Source organism: Desulfatibacillum alkenivorans DSM 16219, assembly GCF_900142135.1.
GTDB classification, from domain to species: Bacteria; Desulfobacterota; Desulfobacteria; order Desulfobacterales; family Desulfatibacillaceae; genus Desulfatibacillum; species Desulfatibacillum alkenivorans.
On sequence record NZ_FQZU01000023.1, the window covers coordinates 65239 to 83906 of the forward strand.

At 55.2% G+C, this 18668-nt stretch carries 15 protein-coding genes; 5 read left to right on the forward strand and 10 right to left on the reverse strand.

Annotation, left to right across the window (positions count from 1 at the left end; genetic code table 11):
- Positions 1–17: 17 nt before the first annotated feature.
- From BUE18_RS17225 to BUE18_RS17245, 4 genes are all read right to left on the reverse strand, one after another.
- On the reverse strand, positions 18–959 hold the full coding sequence (locus BUE18_RS17225) for a methyltransferase domain-containing protein (protein WP_073477428.1): 942 nt from the start codon (positions 957–959) through the stop codon (positions 18–20).
- 277 nt (positions 960–1236) lie between these two features.
- The gene (locus BUE18_RS17230; RefSeq protein WP_073477429.1) at positions 1237–1746 is read right to left on the reverse strand and encodes a hypothetical protein; all 510 of its coding nucleotides are present in this window, start codon (positions 1744–1746) and stop codon (positions 1237–1239) included.
- 688 nt (positions 1747–2434) lie between these two features.
- Positions 2435–2884, reverse strand: a complete 450-nt coding sequence (gene trxC, locus BUE18_RS17240; protein WP_073477431.1) for a thioredoxin TrxC — start codon at positions 2882–2884, stop codon at positions 2435–2437.
- A gap of 91 nt (positions 2885–2975) precedes the next feature.
- Positions 2976–3797 (reverse strand): mechanosensitive ion channel family protein, encoded by an 822-nt coding sequence (locus tag BUE18_RS17245; protein WP_073477432.1) that lies wholly within the window; start codon positions 3795–3797, stop codon positions 2976–2978.
- Between the two features lie 402 nt (positions 3798–4199).
- Between BUE18_RS17245 and BUE18_RS17250 the strand changes: the two genes are divergently transcribed.
- Both BUE18_RS17250 and BUE18_RS17255 read left to right on the forward strand, forming a co-directional pair.
- The gene (locus BUE18_RS17250; protein WP_073477433.1) at positions 4200–5333 is read left to right on the forward strand and encodes an OmpA family protein; all 1134 of its coding nucleotides are present in this window, start codon (positions 4200–4202) and stop codon (positions 5331–5333) included.
- A gap of 148 nt (positions 5334–5481) precedes the next feature.
- A complete protein-coding gene (locus BUE18_RS17255) occupies positions 5482–8802 on the forward strand; it encodes a DUF748 domain-containing protein (protein ID WP_073477434.1) in 3321 nt (1106 codons plus the stop codon).
- Positions 8803–9402: 600 nt separating this feature from the next.
- Here the strand turns inward: BUE18_RS17255 and BUE18_RS17260 are convergent.
- Together BUE18_RS17260 and BUE18_RS17265 are read right to left on the reverse strand one after the other, a co-directional pair.
- The gene (locus BUE18_RS17260) at positions 9403–10686 is read right to left on the reverse strand and encodes a B12-binding domain-containing radical SAM protein (protein ID WP_073477435.1); all 1284 of its coding nucleotides are present in this window, start codon (positions 10684–10686) and stop codon (positions 9403–9405) included.
- 50 nt (positions 10687–10736) lie between these two features.
- Positions 10737–12011, reverse strand: a complete 1275-nt coding sequence (locus BUE18_RS17265; protein WP_073477436.1) for a (Fe-S)-binding protein — start codon at positions 12009–12011, stop codon at positions 10737–10739.
- A 394-nt stretch (positions 12012–12405) separates the two neighbouring features.
- On the opposite strand from BUE18_RS17265, the gene BUE18_RS17270 reads away from it, so the two are divergent.
- From BUE18_RS17270 to BUE18_RS17280, 3 genes are all read left to right on the forward strand, one after another.
- Positions 12406–13443 carry a TRAP transporter substrate-binding protein gene (locus BUE18_RS17270; protein ID WP_073477437.1) on the forward strand — a complete coding sequence of 346 codons (1038 nt, stop codon included), beginning with the start codon at positions 12406–12408 and terminating at the stop codon, positions 13441–13443.
- 125 nt (positions 13444–13568) lie between these two features.
- Positions 13569–15185 carry a choice-of-anchor U domain-containing protein gene (locus BUE18_RS17275; protein ID WP_073477438.1) on the forward strand — a complete coding sequence of 539 codons (1617 nt, stop codon included), beginning with the start codon at positions 13569–13571 and terminating at the stop codon, positions 15183–15185.
- Positions 15186–15276: 91 nt separating this feature from the next.
- On the forward strand, positions 15277–15795 hold the full coding sequence (locus BUE18_RS17280) for a hypothetical protein (protein WP_073477439.1): 519 nt from the start codon (positions 15277–15279) through the stop codon (positions 15793–15795).
- A 13-nt stretch (positions 15796–15808) separates the two neighbouring features.
- On the opposite strand, the gene BUE18_RS17285 is transcribed toward BUE18_RS17280, so the two are convergent.
- From BUE18_RS17285 to BUE18_RS17300, 4 genes are all read right to left on the reverse strand, one after another.
- Positions 15809–16303 (reverse strand): Crp/Fnr family transcriptional regulator, encoded by a 495-nt coding sequence (locus tag BUE18_RS17285; protein ID WP_073477440.1) that lies wholly within the window; start codon positions 16301–16303, stop codon positions 15809–15811.
- A gap of 127 nt (positions 16304–16430) precedes the next feature.
- Positions 16431–17048 carry a FlgO family outer membrane protein gene (locus BUE18_RS17290; RefSeq protein ID WP_083611105.1) on the reverse strand — a complete coding sequence of 206 codons (618 nt, stop codon included), beginning with the start codon at positions 17046–17048 and terminating at the stop codon, positions 16431–16433.
- A gap of 29 nt (positions 17049–17077) precedes the next feature.
- Positions 17078–17800, reverse strand: coding sequence for a hypothetical protein (locus BUE18_RS17295; RefSeq protein ID WP_073477441.1), 723 nt, complete (start codon positions 17798–17800; stop codon positions 17078–17080).
- A 34-nt stretch (positions 17801–17834) separates the two neighbouring features.
- Positions 17835–18419 (reverse strand): lipoprotein, encoded by a 585-nt coding sequence (locus tag BUE18_RS17300; protein ID WP_073477442.1) that lies wholly within the window; start codon positions 18417–18419, stop codon positions 17835–17837.
- Positions 18420–18668: the final 249 nt, after the last annotated feature.

The following is an 18668-nucleotide window of genomic DNA, read 5'->3' on the forward strand; positions in this document are numbered from 1 at the left end:
TTCCTGTCAGGGGGTTGCTATCTGACTCCAATGAGGTACTGGGAGTGAATATGCTCCCATAAATTTTCCGTCTTTCTGATCTTCCACAAAACGTCCCCTTTTTTGCTCACTTCGAAGGGAGGGGTAAAGACCCCGTCCCCATTGCTGAGCAGGCGTTCCATGTTATCCATCCCGCGGCCCTTGTAAGGCCCCTGGTTGCGGCCTCCCAGCCAAAGGTCCGGGGTGGAGACGGAAGCGTCCCAGGAAAAGGGATCGGAAAAAACAAACACGGAATCCTTCTTTTTAAGAACCCGGTTGACGTCCTGCAAGTGCTGGATAGGGTGAGGAACCTTTTCCAGAATGTTGATGGACGAAGCCGTGGAAAACAAATCATCGTGAAAAGGCAGAGCCAGGGCGTCCGCCACAATAAACTCCACCCGGTCGTAGTTCCAGTCCGGGTTGAGTTCGCAAACCTGCCGCTCCGTGATATTGCCTTCCAGGATCATGTCAAAATGCAGGCTTCTTTCCTTCATAATGCGCCGCGCCCGCTTGATAAAGGACAGGGAGGTGTCCAGGCCGATAACGCGGGTGTGGGTCTTGCTCAGGTCAAAGGACAGCCTGCCCACGGCGCACCCGATGTCCACGGCGTAGCCGTTTTTTCCGTCAAACAAGGAGGACCAGATGGTGTATGCGTCCGTGGAGTTGGGGCCGTTGAAAAATTCGGAAAAGTGGCTCCACAAATACGCGGACAGCATGCTCTGGGAATTGTATCCCGAGGTTTCGGACAAAATATGCCGGGTTTTCTTGGGCAGCAGGATGGCCACGCCGCCGGAAATCTCGAACTTGGCGCCGCAATCCGTGCAGACGAGCCTCCCCTCCATGACGTCGTCGTCAACTTCTTCTTCAATTATCAAATCCAAAAGATTTTTATTGGAAAAACATTCCGGACAAGCCAGATCGTTTTGCAGCCATTTCTTCATTAATTAAAACCTTCCATCGCCCCGCGTACGAGGTTGTCAATATATAATCTCCAAAACCGAGTTTATAAAAGATATTCCATGAAGGGGGTCTTGGCAACCTTTTAAGCCGTAATAGCATATTTTTGAAAAGATAATATATTGATAATATGCAGTAAAATTGGAAAAATTAAAGAATAATGACAATCAGTGTCAATCCAGAATGGGGTCAAGTCTACGTTTGACGTTTGAGCCGCTCGTTTGGAAATCAGTCCATAAAGGCGCCTCTCCAAATAGGCTTTCAGGTATACAAAAAGGCGGGCCCGTCCTCCTGTTCCGCGTGAGGATGAATCATGGCCAGATTGATTTCGTCGTGGCAGTAATCGCTGACCAAGGCCACGTTCCCCCCCGCCATTTGCCGGCGGATGCAAAAATTGAAATCCAGCAAATGGGAGTAAAACTGATCAAACACCCTGTTGGTGGTGTCCAGGGAAATCCGGCATTGGTTGTTAAGATGATGGGTTTGGGAAAAATGGTGGATCATCAGATAAAAGGCCACGGCGGACATATATTTGCAATTCGTCCTTTTGGCCAATTCCGGATAAAACCGGGAGACGTGCAGGTTGTTTGCAAAGGTGTTCTGCGATAGCACCAGGGCCGACGATATGGTCTGGTGTTCGTCCAGGGTTTCGATAAAATACTCGGTGCACAAGCCTTCGTCATGGAAGGACAGGTCAAAACGCTCCAGGAACCTGGGCGTGTACTTGCTCATAAAAGGGGAGTGTGGATCGAAAAATGGTTTAAGGTGCATAACAGTCCGCCAGGGTACAGGTTAGGCCCCTGGACGGAGCGGTTGGCGGGACGAGAGTCTTTGCTTCCTATCCGTGGAGAGGTCGTAATTATATCGTCCTGATCGGTATGATCCTAATTGGCCGGCAAGTCAATGAAAATCGGATGTGATGATGGGAAGGGCGAGTTGCTTGTCTATGCAGGTCCGCTCTCGCGCCGTGCATCAAAAAATAGAATTTAACCACCTGAAATCATACATTTTCAAAATATTGACACGGCTGCTAAACCATGGGCAGCCCTGGCAAAGCAGTATTATGCCGGGGCGGGGAGCGCATGTGGTTCACCCTGTCAGCAACTGGAGTTCCACAATGCTTACGGAACGGGCGATCCATCCAAAACAAAGGCAGGAATCCAAACTGCACTGTTCGCCCGCCGGGCTTTCCTGATTTCGACGATTGTTTTCGGCCGCACAAAAAGAAAGCAGGCAAGCCCTGCCGCTACATTGCTTCTTGATTCCCGGCAGGTTGAATTTGATTTGCCGGAACAGGCCCCTGGCGCCTGTCCAGGATGCGCTTTGCGCGTTCCACGGCGCTCGCAGACGGGGCGGCTGCACAGTGCTTGCAACCCTTGTGGGCCCGAGCGCGCCCCGGCAAAACAGCCTCCTGCCGGGGCGTAAGCGGAAAATATACTGAAGTGCGCTTCCAGCCGCCCTACAGTTGATTTTGGATAAAATGAATGATCTGCTGCTTGGGCGCCGCCCCCACCAAACGGTCGATCTCCCGGCCGTTCTTGAACAGAATCATGGTGGGGATGCTCTGGGTTCTGAACCGGGACGCCGTGGCCGGATTGTTATCCACGTTCAGCTTCGCCACTTTGATCTTGCCGGCGTACTCCCTGGCGATCTCATCCAGGACGGGCGCCACCATCTTGCAGGGGCCGCACCAGGGCGCCCAGCAATCCAGGAGCACCGGAATAGGACAGGCGAGGACCTCGCTTTGGAAGCTCGCGTCGGTCACATCCACAGGGCGGTTGGTTGCCGAGGGCCCGGGCAGCCGGGTTTTGCACTTTCCGCAAACCGGGCGATCCTCCAGCCGGGAGGCCGGAACCCTGTTTTTGGCGCCGCAGGAACTACACGATATAATAACGGAATTGTCGCTCATAGTCGTCCTCCCTTCTTCGTGGGGGAATGGGGTCAAACGTCAAACGTAGATTTGACCCCATAGGTTTCTTTCCCCGCGAATCCGTGCGCAGTTATTCCGAAGTTTGTTGATACAAATGCACGTCCCTTTGGGGATACGGAATGCCGATGCCTTCCGCGTCCAGGCGCTTTTTGATGTTTTCCATGTAGGAAAAGTAGACCGGCCAGTAGTTTTCGGTTTTCACCCACGGCCGAACCACCCAGTTCACGCTGTTGTCGGCAAGTTCAAGGACGCCCACGAACAACTCCGGGTTTTTCAGCACCCTGTCATCTTTGAGGATTTCGTCCGTCAGGACCTTCCTGCAATGCTCCACGTCCGCGTCGTAGCTCACGCCGATGACAAAATCCACCCGCATGGTGGGCTTGGCGGAATAATTGATGATGTTATCGCCCGTCAGGACGGAGTTGGGAACGATGACGGTTTTGTTGTCCGGAGTTTTGAGCTTGGTGGTGAAAATATGGATGTCCTCCACAACGCCGGAAACCCCGCCCCCATCGATCCTGTGCCCCACTTCAAAAGGCCGGAAGATGATCATCAGCACCCCGGCCGCGAAGTTGGACAAGGACCCCTGGAGCGCCAGGCCGATAGCCAGGCCGGCGGCGCCCAATATGGCGATGAAGGAGGTGGTTTGGATGCCCAATTGGTTGAGGGCCGCCACGATGACGAAAATCAGGAGCCCGATGTATGAGATGTTGCTGACAAAGGAAACCAGAGTGGCGTCCACTTTGGCTTTTGTCATGAGGTTGACTATCATCGTGCGCAGGAACTTGGATATCCAGCGCCCCAGGATGAAAATCAACAACGCCGCAACGATTTTCAGGCCGTATAACGTAAGCAACTCCTGAGCCTTGGCGAGGATCACTTCAATGTCCATGGTATATTATCCTTTCTAAAAAAAATTATTGGCGGGAACCTTCGCCCTAATATAGGCCAAGCACCGGGGTTATGAAAAGGCCCGATTTGATAAAATTTGACATTTGCTGGAATTTTCATCAATTATGGTTATGTAGGAATTTTTATGGTTTTATGTGAAGTAATGGGGGCTTGCATGTTTTTTTATGGGATCTGGGTCTGACTGCAATTTTGGAAAAAATAATCCTTCTTAAAAAGAGTGCCTTGACCTTTCAGGACTTTGGGGCCTAAAATAGACGATGCTATGCTGAATGATATGATACGAAATATTAACGAACGAACTCGTTTATATTTTTGAAGCAAGAAACGCGTGTAAACGCAATTATCTACCCCCAAAAACGGTTTTTTTAGAGGAGGACCGATTATGAAGAAGCTGATGTGGATGCCGTTGATCGCCCTGGTCGTGCTTGCCATGGTAAGCGGCTGCGCTATGAAACAGCCAGCCCCCGCCCCTTTTAAGGTGTGCGACCTGAACGCCAAAATGGGCGAGTACACGCAAAAAGTGGACAACTTTTTGGTGATCCTGGATAAATCCGGATCCATGCGCGGCGGGGATCTGGAATCCGCTGTAACCACCTTGCGGCACATGAACCAGACCATTCCCGACCTGGATCTCCAGGCCGGCCTGCGCACCTTTGGAAGCATTTGCCCCTTTTCCAAAGTCAGCAAATTGGAATACGGCATGACCCAGTACGTAACCAAGGAAATGTGCGGCGCCCTGGCGGCCCAGAAAAAGGCCAGCGGCGACAGCCCCATGGACCTGGCTCTTTTGGGCGCAGCGGACGACCTTGTCAAAACAAACGGCTCCACCGCCGTTATCCTGGTTAGCGACGGATACAAGAACGCCATGGACGCTGCAGCGGCTGTAGCGGCGGCCAAAGATTTGAAAAGCCGTTACATGAACAAGGTGTGCATATACACCATCCAGATCGGCTCCGATCCTACCGGCAAAGCTATTTTGGAGAAAATCGCCAAGGCCGGCGGATGCGGCTTCTCCATCAACGCCTCTGAAATCGCCGACGGGGACGCCATGTGCGATTTCGTGACCAAGGTCTTTCTGAAGAAATCCGACAAACCCTTGGACAGCGACGGCGACGGCGTGTACGACAGCGCTGACAAGTGCCCCGGCACTCCCAGGGGCGCCGACGTCAACAAGGTGGGCTGCTGGATCATCAAAGACCTGGAATTTGATTTTGACAGCTATGAAGTCAAAAAGGAATACCAGCCCTGCATCAAAAAGATCGTTGCCATCCTTCGCGCCAACCCCGGCCTCAAGCTGATTGTGGAAGGCCATACGGACAACAAGGGCTCCAAAGCATACAACGAGCAGCTTTCCCTGTATCGCGCCGACGCGGTGATCGACAGCCTGGTGGGCAAAGGCATCATGCCGGAACGCCTGTCCGCCAAGGGTTACGGCTTCTCCAAGCCTGTGGCCTCCAATGATACGGAAGAAGGACGCGCCCGGAACAGAAGGGTCCAACTGACTCCCGTTTTTTAATTAGACCTTTTTGTTGCATAATTTCAGGGCAGGTTGCGCGTCCGCGGGCAGCCTGCCCTTTTCTCTTTTAAGTGACGCGCCGGCGCTGGCCGCCAGCCGGAGCATTTTCCCGCAACTACCGGTTCCCATTCCAATAAAGGTATATGCCATGAATCCCATTGCCCGCTGGAAACAACTGTCCCGACTCAAAAAAATCTTTATTATCATTTTAGGACTGGTGACCGCATACACGATTATAGGCTTTGTCCTGATCCCCGCGCTCATAAAATGGGGCGTGGTCCGTACTATAGAAAAGGATTACGGCCGAAAAGCCTCCATTGAAGACGTCGCTTTCAACCCCTATGGCCTGACCTTGAGGGTGGACGGCTTCACCATTCTCGACCCGGACGAAACCGCCTTTGTTTCCTTCGGCGGCCTGTCCGTGGACGTCAAAGTTTGGGATTCCATTACCAGCATGGCTGCCGTGGTGGGGGAAGTGGACCTTGAAAATCCCCTGGTCCGCGTGACCATGAATGAGGACGGTGCGTTCAACTTCGCCGATTTGATTCCCGCAAGCAATCCCGAAGCCAATGCCCCTGAAGAAAACAACGAAGAGCAGGAAAAAAAGCCGCCCAGGTTTTCCCTGGACATCCTTTCCGTCAGCGGCGGCAATATTGTTTTTGTTGATAAGCAAAAAGATGCAACCCATAAGATTATCGATTTGTTCGTAGCGGTCCGGGGCGTTTCCGGCCTGCCCGGCGACCTGGACAAGCCCGTTGAAATCAACCTGGAAGCCAGCATCAACGGCGCCCCCCTGACGGTTGAGGCCGAAAGCCTGATTTTCGATCCCAACCTGAAATCCTCGGCCGGCGTGTCTTTCCGGGATATCAGCGCGGCGCCCTACAAGGCCTACATCCCGGCCATAGAGGGCAGAACCCTGGTTACAGCCAAGACGCAGGTGTATGCGGCCATTCAATACTCCATGGAGGAGTCCGGCGCCCATAACCTGGCTGTCCGCAATCTCAAGGTCTCGGACACGCTCCTGGCGTGGAAGGATTCCTTTAACGACCCGGAACAGCCGGAAATCCGCGGGCCTTACCAGATTTCCCTGGGCAAGTTCTCCCTGGGAATGGACGTGCTGGTTAAAGACCCGGCGGCCGCAGACGTCCTTGTGAAAGACGCAGACGCCTCCCTGGATAATTTGCAGTTGTTCGCCCAGAACGGCGCTTTGAAGCTGGCGGGCGTGGAGCATTTTGACGTCCAGGACGCCAAAGCGGACATGGCCGCCCTGAAAGCCTCCGTGGGCGCCGTAAACACCAACGGCGGATGGTTCGCCGCCGCCCTGGAACCATCCAAGCGCATAAACATAACCCGGATGATCGAGCTTTCGGCAAAGGAAGCGGTGGAAGAAATCGCTGCAGCGGCGTCTGAAGCCGCCCCGAAGGAAGTCCGGCAGGATGTTCACGTGGATGCCTCCGAACCTCCCGCGGAAGAAGTCAAGGAGGACGCCGCCGCCCAAACAGCCGTTGCGGAAGCCCCGCAGGAGCCTGTCAGGGAGGATGCCCCGGATCAGGCCCCCGCAACAGAGCCCGTCCCTGCTCCTGAGCTTGCCAAGCAAGGCCCTGTCTGGACCGCGGAACTGGCTGCTTTAAACCTGGATGACTACAACTTCACCTTCAAGGATCTTTCCATGGCGGACCCGGTCAGCCTGGAAGTCGCCGGCATGTCCGTCAAGGTGCGGGACTTTTCCACGGCGCCCGGCGCCAAAACCGGCGTGTCTTTCTTAATGAATGTCAACGAACGGGGCGTAATCAGCGGAACCGGAGAGATCAGCCTGGATCCCATCGCTTCGGAGCTGGAAGTGCATTGCCAAAATACGGGGCTTGTCTTTCTCACCCCCTATCTCCAGGAATACGTGGATGCGTTGCTTAAAGGAGCGGATTTTACGCTGAAAGGCAAGACGACCTTCGCCATGCAGGACGACGTCCCTCGTGCGACCTTTCAAGGCGACGTCATGGTTTCGGGCTTTGACTTTGAAACCCGCAAGGAATCCAACCTGGCCGACTGGGACGTCCTGTCCGTCAAAGGCATTTCCGTGCAGACCGAGCCTCTTAGCGCCAGCGTCGAGGAAATTCATCTGAAAGACCTCAAATCCTGGGTCATCCTGGAGGAGGACGGCAGCATCAACTACGCCAACCTCATGAAAAAACCCGAGGATGTTGCGCAGGATATGGCCGCCGCCGAGACGGAGGAAGCCCAGGAAGCGTCTCCGTCCGAGGATGACGCCCAACCCCTGGAACTGCCGGATATCCAGGTGAAGCGCATTGTGCTGGAAAACGGCGTGGTCTATTTTCAAGACCGAAGTATAAAACCCCGTTTCACCACGCAGTTGGACGCCCTCAACGGAACCATCACCACCATCAGCAGCAATCCGGACGCCAAGGCAACCATTGAAATGACCGGCAAGCTGGATAATCATGCGCCGTTGAACATCACCGGCTGGGCCAAGCCCCTGACCATACCGCCCTCGGGCAAGGTGGTGTTCGGATTTAAAAACATCGAAATGGCGCCGCTCTCCCCATACACGGCTAAATACATCGGGTATCGCCTGAGTAAAGGCAAACTGACCCTGGCCCACGAATATCTTTACCAGGGAGGCCTGATCGACGGCGATAACCTGATCGTCATTGACCAGCTCACCCTGGGGGAAAAGGTGGACAGCCCGGACGCCATCAAGGCGCCCATCGAACTGGCCCTGGCCCTGCTGAAAGATCCCCAGGGAAGGATCGAGCTGCCGGTGCCGGTCTCGGGCGACCCCAGCAATCCCGAGTTCAAGCTGGGCAAGGTCATCAGCAAGGCCCTGGCAAACGTGATCATCAAGGTCATTACGTCTCCGTTCGCCGCTTTGGGCGCCCTGGTTGGCGGCGGCGAGGAACTGGCCTTTGTGGAATACCAGCCGGGCTCCACCGCGCTTTCCCCGGATGAATTGGATAAGCTGGACAAATTGGCCAAGGCCCTTCAGGAGCGACCCCTGCTTAAGCTGGACATCCAGGGGCTGACCAATCCCGATGCAGACAGGGAAGCCCTCACCCAGGCCCGGTACACCGCTCTTCTGGCTTCCGTCAAAAAAGCGTCCATGGGCAAAGCCGGGCAGGATACCCCGCTGGACCAGATTCAAATTGCGGACGAAGAGCGTGAGGAGATTGTCTGGAAAGCCTATAAAGACGCCGAATTTGAAAAAGAGAAAACCGCCCTGGGCCTGGTCAAGAAAATTGAAGTCCCGGACATGGAGGCCATGCTCATTAAATCGGTTACGCCGTCGGATGAGGAGTTGGTGCAAATGGCCTGGCAACGCGCCCAGGCGGCGAAAGACGTCTTGCTGAACGAAATGCAAATCGACCCGGCCCGCGTTTTTATTGTGGAGCCTCCGGCCCTGGACGGCCTGGACGACAAAACCAGCCTCTGCCGCGCGGAGTTCTCGCTGAAATAACGCGTGGGAGGATGGGGTCAAATCTACGTTTGACGTTTGAGCCCCGGCGCGGGATTTTTGGAGAGGATTTGGTGATTCATTTGTTGGGTTTCGCGGAAAGAGAAAGCCAGTAAAAAGCGACCCGGCAAGTGGCAGATGATGGGCTTCCAATATGCCCTTTTGACTGGGCGCGTCAGCGCAATAAGTGCGACCTGTTTGTTGTTAGAAATCAGAAGGTTACTGCGAACGAACGATCCACCCAAAACGAAAAAATGAATTCAATACATTCTTTCCGCCCGCCGGCCTTTCCTGACTTCGACAATCTTTCCCGGTTGCGCAAAAAGAAAGCAGGGCAAGCCCTGAACCTACATCGCCCTTTGAAGCCTGACAGGTTGATTTCGGTTGTAGGGGCAGGGTTTCCCTGCCCAAAAAGCGCTCTGCGCGTTTCAAAATGTACGGCGCCTCATTGGTCGATATTGAGTAATAACGCGGCAGGAATTCAAGCTAACATGTAGATTCAGGGCTTGCCCTGCTAATGGACGCTCTGCACATCAAGGGCGTCCGCGGCGAACCCATAGCAACCTCCCAGCGCCCCCCTTATTGTCCAACGCCTTCCCAAAATCACAAAAACACCCAATCCGGGTGGCTGGCCTGAAACTCCGCCACGGCGTTCTGCAACCAATCCTCCAGGCCGGGCTCCACGTAAAAGGCAGGGTGCAGGATGTTTTGATCCCGCTTTATGACCCCTTTGGCGACCGCCTGTTCGTACACGGCGGTTTTGGGATAAATGCGGATTCCCTGGGTGATGCGCACGGCGTCCAGTTCCAGGGATTCCATAAAGGCAAAGGCTTTTTTCACGCTTTCTTTGGTTTCACCGGGTCCTCCCAGCAACAAAAATCCGCCCTGGCCAATGCCGTGGGCTTTGAGCCTTTTCGAGACCTCCCGCACCTTTTCCAGGCCGAACTTCTTGTTGAAGGCCCGCAGCATGTCCTCGTCTCCATGCTCGAAGCCCAAAGACACCGCCTTGCAACCGGCCCTGGCCATGGCCTGGGCCAGGTCGTCGTCGAGCATGTTGGGATAGATGATGCCCTGCCATTTGGCGCCGGGCGCCCGTTCCTCCAGGGCCTTGCAGAGCGCGCGGGCGTAGGAGGGCGGCAGGTTGAATGTGTTGTCCGCAATAAAAAAGCAACGGAAGCCTTTGTCCATGAATTGGCGGACGTTTTCCGCGGCCGTTTCGGGGGATCGCTTGTGCAGGATGCGGCCTTCGATGTTTTTTGTGGAGCAGTACGAGCAATCCAGGGCGCAGCCCCGCCGGGACTGGATAGGAACCATGACGCTTTTCAGGTCCCAGTGTTCGGGCGCGATGATGTGCTTTTCCGGCAGGGGCAAGGGCCAGGCGTCCAGGTTCCGGACCGCCGCCAGCCTGCCGTCAAAGGGCTTGTCCGGGGCGACCAATCCGGGAATGCCGTCCGGCTGGGCCTCTTGCTCCATGCAATCCAGCAGTTCGCAAAAACTTTCCTCTCCTTGTCCGGCGATTCCCAAATCTCCGCCGGAATACGCCAGGATTTCGTCGGGAAACATGGTGAAACCGGCCCCGCCGATCACCACGGGCGCGGCCGAAGCCTCCTTGCACGCGGCGGTTATTTCCTTCACAGGCTCGATCAAAAACAGGGGATTGGTGCGATCCTGGTTGTCCACGTTGCGGGCGCACAGGCCCATGACCTGGGGCCGGAACTCGCGGATGCGCTCTTTTAAGGCTTTCAGGGATTCGGGGTCGTCCGTGGCGTTGAAGAGCGAAAACTCATGCCCTTTGGACTCCACGGCCGCTGCAATGCAGCCCAGGCCCAAAGGCAAAACCGGGATGTTCACGTTTTCCGTCACCGTATAAATGAGAAGAACTTTCACGAGACCTCGTTATTGGACAAAAGGATGACCGTTCGCAAAATTGCGTCCGGCTATTTCAGCAGTGTATCAACCAGAACCAGGGGATGGCAAATTTCCACTTGCGGGCGCTCCGCCGTGTACACGCCTTCCATGAACTGCATGAGGCAGCCGGTGCAGCCGGTCACGATTTTTTCCGGCGATTGCTCCAGGATGGGACCCAACCCGGATTGGTGGATTTTCAGGGACAGATCATGGTGATCGATATTGAACCCGCCGCCGTGGCCGCAGCATTGGGTCAGGCCTCCGGGGGGGATCAGGTCGATTCTTTGATCAAGCGACTTGAGCAAATCCAAAGGAGCTGAGGAGGCGCTTTTGCCGAATCGAAGGTGGCAGGGCGTGTGGTAGTACACGCGCGGCGTGTCACCATGGGCCGCGGCGTTGATTTGCTTCAGCAAATCCCGGAAATCCGGCGCGTCCAAAAGGATCTGGGCGGCGTCCCGGTGCATGGCCGCCATTTTTTCCGCCTTGGCCAAGTATTCCGGATCGTCCTCAAATAACTGGGGCAGATTGTGAATCTGGCTGCCGCAGGAGGCGCAGACCGTGGCCACCGCGTCCAAATCCAGGGCGGAAAAGGCGTCCAGGTTGCGCTTGGCGCAGGCGATGGCCGTTTCCCGGTCTCCGCCGGCATAGGCGGGCAGGCCGCAGCATCCCTGGCCGGGAACCGTAATGATGTTCAACCCGGCTTTCTCGCCCAGCCGCTCCAAGGCCTGGGCGTTTTGCTGAAACAGATGATCGGTTCCGCATCCCGCAAAAAAGCCGATCCGAAGGCCCGGGCCGGAAAAGTCCGCGCCCTTTTTGCGTTCCAGCCAAGACGGGGACGTAAACGCGGGGATGACCTTACGGTCCGTAAAAAAGGAGGCCGGAAAGCGCAAATACAGGCCGCTGGATTTGTCGATCTTGCCGCCCAAAAGTCCCTGGGCCAGCTTGCCGCCGGTCCGCAACAGGCCGCCTTTCAAGCCCTGATCCGTCAGGGCCGCCAGCTGCACCTGCTTGGGCAGGTTGAAGCGCTTGCGGGCGATTTCACGCCCCTGGATCACCCGCCTGGGCGCCGGAACCTTATTGGCGCACACGTTTTCGCAGGCGCCGCACAGCAGACACCGGGTAAGGACGTCCCGCATGATCGCCGAACGGGCCAGCTTTTCGTCCTTTTCCCCCTGCTTGAGCACAGCCAGCCTGCCCCGGGCCACGTCGGCTTCCATATGGGTGTTCTGGAACACCGGGCACACGGTCATGCACGATCCGCACTTGATGCATTCCTTGCCGGGTTTGTAAGCCTCTTTCGTCATATTCGCCAAATCATGTGTATAGGAATACTCATCCCATATTCTTTAGCTATCAGCTGCACCCGAAAACTCAACAAATAATAAAATCCCTTCAACCTCCGGGTTCCGGAGTATATACCCGGAAACTCGGCGGCATGCAAGGACAGGGCTCCGAAAGGATTGTTTATTTCGAATTTGCGGGATGTGAAATTCGATCTTGACACCGGGTGAGGAATTGGTTATTCCACGGAGAAAAAAGACTGACATGTCAGTTCAAAAATCGCTCCGCGCCGGACTTGCCCTGGCCTTGATCGCTTCCCGGATTGCTCCTTGCTCCCTATGCGCCCGCACAGTCCTGAAGAGATGCAAGCCGGCCGGAATTCCTTTTTGAGCCCTATCAATTCGGAGGAAAAAAGCCATGCTTTGCAAAAGACTTTTGTTGTCTGTTGCAGCAGCCATGTTGCTGCTGGGGGGGATAGGACAGGGCCGCGCCGAAACAGGCGCAGTAAAGCCCAAATACGTATGGAAATACGCCACCCTGGCGCCCAACGGAATAGGTTGGGCGGTCCACATTCAGGATTTGCTTCTGCCCATGGTGCAGGAACGCACCAATGGAGAGGTGCGGTTGAAGATATACTGGGGCGGCGTCATGGGGGACGACGAGGACATCCTGAAAAAAATGCGCATCGGCCAGTTGAACGGCGCGGGCTTGTCCGGCCAGGGCGTGACCATGGCCGTGCCCGAAATGACGGTGCTGGAGCTGCCGTTCTTGTTTCGGAATTATGACGAGGTGGATTATATCCGCGAGCAGATGATGCCGGAATTCGACAGCCTGGCCGAAAAGCACGGACTGTTTCTCGTAGGCCTTATTGATCAGGATTTTGACCAGATTTACTCGGTCAAATATCCCATGAACAAGCTGGAGAATTTCGAGAAATCCACCTTCAGCTGCTGGTATGGAGACCTGGAAGCCAATATGCTCAAGTCGTTGGGAGCCTCGGCCGTGCCGGTCAATGTGCCCGAAATCAGCACCTCCCTGCGTCAGGGCGTGATCGACGCCAACATCGGCCCGGCCATCTGGCAGGTGGGCTCCCAGATGTATTCGGTGTACAAATACGTCAACACCTCCAAAATCCGCTATTCTCCGGCCCTTATGATTCAACGGAAAGAGGACTTCGAAGCCTCGGAGGACGTTAAAGCCTATAAAGAGGCGCTGTTGCAAGAGAGAAGCGAATTTGTCAAACTGTTTACGGAGCGGGTTCGGGTGGACAATCAAAAATGCCTGGACGCCATGCTGAAATACGGCCTCATTCTGGCCCAGGCCTCGGACGAAGACATGAAGGTGATCGCCGCGCGCACCAGGCCGGTCTGGGACGAAATGGCCGGAGTGCTGTATCCCCGGGAGTTGCTGGACGAACTCCTGGAGCATTTGGCCGAATTTCGGGAGGAAAACTAAGGGGGGCGCCCTTATTATTTCTGTTGCGCTTTGCCAGGAATCAGGGTAGTCTTGAGATGCAATTCATCTCATAAAATCAAGTGTATAAAATTAATTTTGTTCATCCTTAGCAGGGAGGAATTGGCATGGCTGACCCGGTTTCCGAATTCCAAGGCAGGCGTTGGGCCTTATGGGCCCTTTTACTGGTTTGTTCCCTATTGCTCTTGGGCTGCCCCTTTGACGACGACGATGACATGGAGCCTCCCCGGGATGAGGAGATTCAGGTGAAGGTTACGTTGAACGCAACGGGAGAGATAGCCGACATCCAATACAACGGCAGGCATTATCAAATTGACATCACGGGCCAGGGCGGCGTTCTGGACCCGGCGTCCATCGGCATTCTGAACGTAAACCAAGTCACCAAGAACGGGTTTCCCCCGGGATTCTCCTTTCCGGACGGCCTCATAACCTTCAAGGTTACGGGCCTGAATTTGGGCGATACAATCACGGCTGTCTTGACCTTTCCGTCCGAGTTTCCCGCCGGAAGCCAGTACTATAAAGTGACGGACGACGGCTGGGTTTTATACGCCAACGCCGTGTTTACCGGCAATCAGGTCGACATAACCTTGACAGACGGCCTCGACGGCGACCTGGATGCGCTTCAGAACGGGGAAATTCTGGATCCCGGCGCTCCCGGACTGATTGATTACGGCATTCCCCATTTCACCGTATTCCCGGATAAAATGCTGGTCAGCGGCACGGAAGTCGATTTAAGCGGAAAAGGCGACGGCCCCTGGGTGGGCCATGCCTGGGTCAACACGGCAAACTCCCGTGTGGGCTGGTCTGTGCAAACGAGCCAACTGCCCAATTGGCTGAGCATCTGGCCGGAAAGCGGAACAGGCTCTGCGTATATGTCTTTTTACGCCTGTTACAGTTCCGCCCCCGCGGGAACCACATGGGTCAATGTACCCATCAGCGACACCGGGGGGTATACGCGCAACGTAAAAGTCGGAGTCAACAAAAGAGACCCGGAAAATCTGAATCCCCCCTTCGGCTCCTTTGATACGCCCTTGGACAACTCAACGGTCCGAAGCTCCATCCCGGTCACCGGATGGGCCTTGGACGACGCGGGCGTGGACAGCGTAAAGATATACAACACCACGGGCGGCGGCCAGATCTACATCGGCGACGCCGTCATGGTGGAAGGCGCCAGACCGGACGTGGCCAATCAGTACCCGGATTATCCCCATAACTCCCGGGCCGGCTGGGGCTACATGATGCTTACGAATTTCCTGCCTGACGGCGGCAACGGGACTTACATCATTGAAGCCGTGGCCACGGATTACGAGGGCAATCAGACCTCCTTGGGGTCGAAAACCATAATATGCGACAACGCCAATGCGGTGAAGCCCTTCGGCGCTCTGGACGCTCCAGCCCAAGGCGGGACCGCCTCGGGCTCCAGCTACGCAAACTGGGGCTGGGCGCTGACTCCCCAGCCCAACAGCATCCCCACGGACGGCTCCACCCTCAACGTCTACGTGGACGGAGTATATCAAGGGCATCCCACGTACAATCAGTACCGGGAGGACATTGCCAACCTGTTCCCGGGCTATGCAAACTCGGACGGCGCGGCCGGTTATTTTTATCTGGACACCACCGCCTATACCAACGGGTTGCACACCATCCGGTGGACCGCCCGGGACAACGCCGGCAATTCGGACGGCATAGGCAGCAGGTATTTCACCATTAACAATACGGACTGATCGGGTTTTATGCTATAAAAAAAGCGAGGCGCATCCGGCGTGCGGCCGGGGCGCCTCGCCTTTTTTTTATCCTTTGGGAAAGGAATTCGCCATGCGTTCAATGCGGTTTTATGCGGCTTTGGCCGTCCTTCTTCTGCTCGCCGCCGGCTGCGGCCCCAAAAGGGTTTCCTCCGTCCGGTACGGAAGTCCTTCGGCTGGAAGTAAAGTGCTGCTCGCCACGGAGGATACGGAATTTAAAAACACCATTCTGAAAAATGTCGTTAAATCTTACGAAGGTCAGGACGTATTTATTCAGGTGGAAAGCGTTCCCGCTTTGGACAAAATCAACGCCGAAGACTTCGACGCCGTGGTTTTGATCAACACCTGCATGGCTTGGAGAGTGGAGCCGGAAATCGAAGCCTTTATAAAAAAGACGGCGGACAAGCAAAAAATCGTGCTGCTGACAACGACGGGAGATCCGGACCTGAACATCGAAGCGCCGGGCGTGGATTCCGTGACTTCGGCGTCCCGGATGGAAAATGCGGACCATGTTTCGCAAAAAATCATCGGCAAGATAAATAGGATATTAGGGGCGGGGCAGGGCGGCGCAAAGGGATTCGCTGCGCCCTGAAAAACCGGGCGGGTTATGCGTGGACGGAGGGATCCTCGCAAACAGAGCCGTCTTCTATGTCTATCTTGCGCAGGTAGTTGGTGTCCATGAGCCGCCGGGCCAGAACCAGACCCAGGTTGCGCATCATCAGGTAGCCGATATGGTTGTTCCTTTCAAACAGCCAATGCAGCCGGTCTCCGTCTAATTTGAGAACGGACACGTCCCCCACAGCCATGACGCACGCGGATCTCCGCCATTCCTCCAAAAAGGCGATTTCTCCGAAAACATCCCCCGAGTCCAGGATTGCTATTTCCTCCATGGACTCTTTTTCTTCCCGGCAAACCTCTATCTGGACGCTAACCCTGCCTTCCTCCAGAATGTATAAGGAGGAGTTGATGGAGTGCTCCTTGATGATGGGATCTCCGTCCTTAAACTCCAGGACGTCGCAGCATAAGATAACCTCATCCAACTCGTCGGAGCTCAGGCCCTGGGCGATTACATATTGAGCCAGCCGCTTTTTTTTCAGCATGAATAATCCCTTTGGCTTTAATTCCGCGTCTTAGCCAGTCGTGAAAATTCTTCATAATATACCAACTAACGGAAAATCAAGCCAATAATGCCGAAAAGGCTGGAATTCTTCTTTTGTTAAAACAATCTCAGCGAAGCAAAGACTCCACGATGTCCGAGTTGTACAGCTGATAGTCGTGTCCTGCAATCACCGTGTTGTCCTGGGTCCTGACCAGCCGGACGCTCACAAAAACCAGGTCTTCGGCCACCGCATAGGTTCCCACCAGGACGGCGGCGGCGTCGTGGGTTTCGCCCAAATGCCTTAATTCGCGGGAAAGGAGAAATTCCCCCTGGCCCTCCTTGATGAACACGGAGTCTTGCCGCAATTTCAATTCCACAAAGGGGTATCCGTGCTGGGCCAGCCGGGACGCGATCTGCTCCGAAACCAGGCGTCCGAACGTGGACGACTCTTCAAGGTTATCTATATTTACCAGGCTGGACGCCAGCATGGGCCGGTTCATGGGCAGGCTTTGCCTTTTCAGGGCTTGGGCCAAAACGTCGCCGGCGTTATAGCTGGACTCCAGAAGACTTTCATGAGGAATGACTAGCGGGTTTACTCCATCGTCCAAGGGCCTGTTTCTTTTGTTGGAGCTGCATCCTCCAAAGGCCAGGACGGCCGCTAAAATCAAAGCGGCGGCCGGAAAAAGCGCGCCTTTTCCGCAGGCGCTGAAACGATTTTTTTTGATGATCCCATGTTGGCAACGCATGCGGCCCTCCCAATGGTTCGCAATAACGATCACTCAGACACAGTCCGATAGGTTTTTGCCTGCCCCGGGCCGCCCGCGTCCAAAGAGCTTCCCATGGCGATGGGGTTGGCGTCGTACTGCCACCAGTCGCCGTCGTTGATGTAGTAAATGTCGTTGGCGTGCATAAGATACCGATCCCCGTAGGCCAGGGTCGTTGTAATGAACAACTCCTTGGCCGGCTTGTCGCCCGTGGTGTAGCCCCGGGCCAAATCCCCCAGAATTCCCATGCCGACGCCCATATTCAGAATGTCTTCCGTGGCCCAGTCATAAGCGGCCCGGGCCACCCGCATGCTGCCCGCCAGCATGGTCCATTTGACCGGATTTTTCCGGATGATCCGGTCCTCGTGCTGGAGAATGCGGGCGCTGTAGCCAAGGATCAGGCTTCCTTCATTGGAGGGCGTGAGCACCAGGCCCCGGTTTACAAGATGGGAAACCAGCAGATTGTGGAACATCAGGGAGAAGGCGGTAGTTTCGTCCGGAGACGCCACGGAAACAGGCTGGGTTTCGATTCCCGGATGCTGCTCAATGGTCATCATCACTTGATTGGCCACGTCTTCCGCCAGAATGTCCCAATGATGGACCGCCTGCATTTTTTGCTGGGCGTTTATGGAATAGGTGACCGGATAAGGCGCCTGGGACCGGCACGCCCAAAGCAGACCGGACGCGGCAAGCGCCAGCACGGCTGCGGCGAGTTTTCTTTTCGTGAAAGTCATGGGCATTCTCCTGGGTATGAATCCAAACGGCGTTTTATCTGCCGGCCAAAAGCATCTTGCAAAATTTTCCCGCGTTTTTCTGCACCAGCGTCATGGCCGAGGGCGCCGGAACCGCATGCGTCTGCCCCAGCAAGTAGTCTTTGGGCTGCACCGGCCAACCGGTTTCCATCAGGCGGGCCCTCCACAGAATCCTATCCCCTTTGGACGAGGGCTTGAAAACCGTGACTTCCTGCTCCACCCGTGAGGGCTCCAGCGTGCTGCCTTCAAACCAGTACAAGACGGCCCCGGTGATGACCAAGTCGTACCTTTTGGCCTTGGCTATTTCGGCTATGGCCTGGGGTGGAACGTCCGCCTCCAGATGCACGGCGGAAAACACGCGGTTTTTCTCCAACTGCCTGCAAAAAACCGAAGCCGCGCTGTTTCCCGCGCCCCGGGCGTATTCGGGCGACATAAACGGAAAAACCCCAACCTTGGCGTTTCTGTACATATTGTAATCCGGCGAGGCGTATATCTCTTCCGGCATGGAAGCCCCGGATACATCCTTGGATTTACCGTGGGAGCATGCGGACAAAGCCGCGGCCGCTCCCAGAATCAACAAAAAAACACCGATTTTTTTCATGATGCTGCTCCTCCATATGACCGGACTCTATGAAAAACTCCCCAGATCCGGGGCGCCGGTTGCCTCTCAAAATCAAGCAAATGTCGTGCCACGCCTTGATTATCTGCACAAAGGATTGTTATTGGCGGTTTTTTAAAGACAAAAGGGCTTGCTTTTTGGTATACTCCGTCAACCATTACCAAAAGGGGGCAGGAAGATTTTTCCGCCTAGGAAAAGTCTGCTGCATGGGGATGGCGCTCAATAGGACAA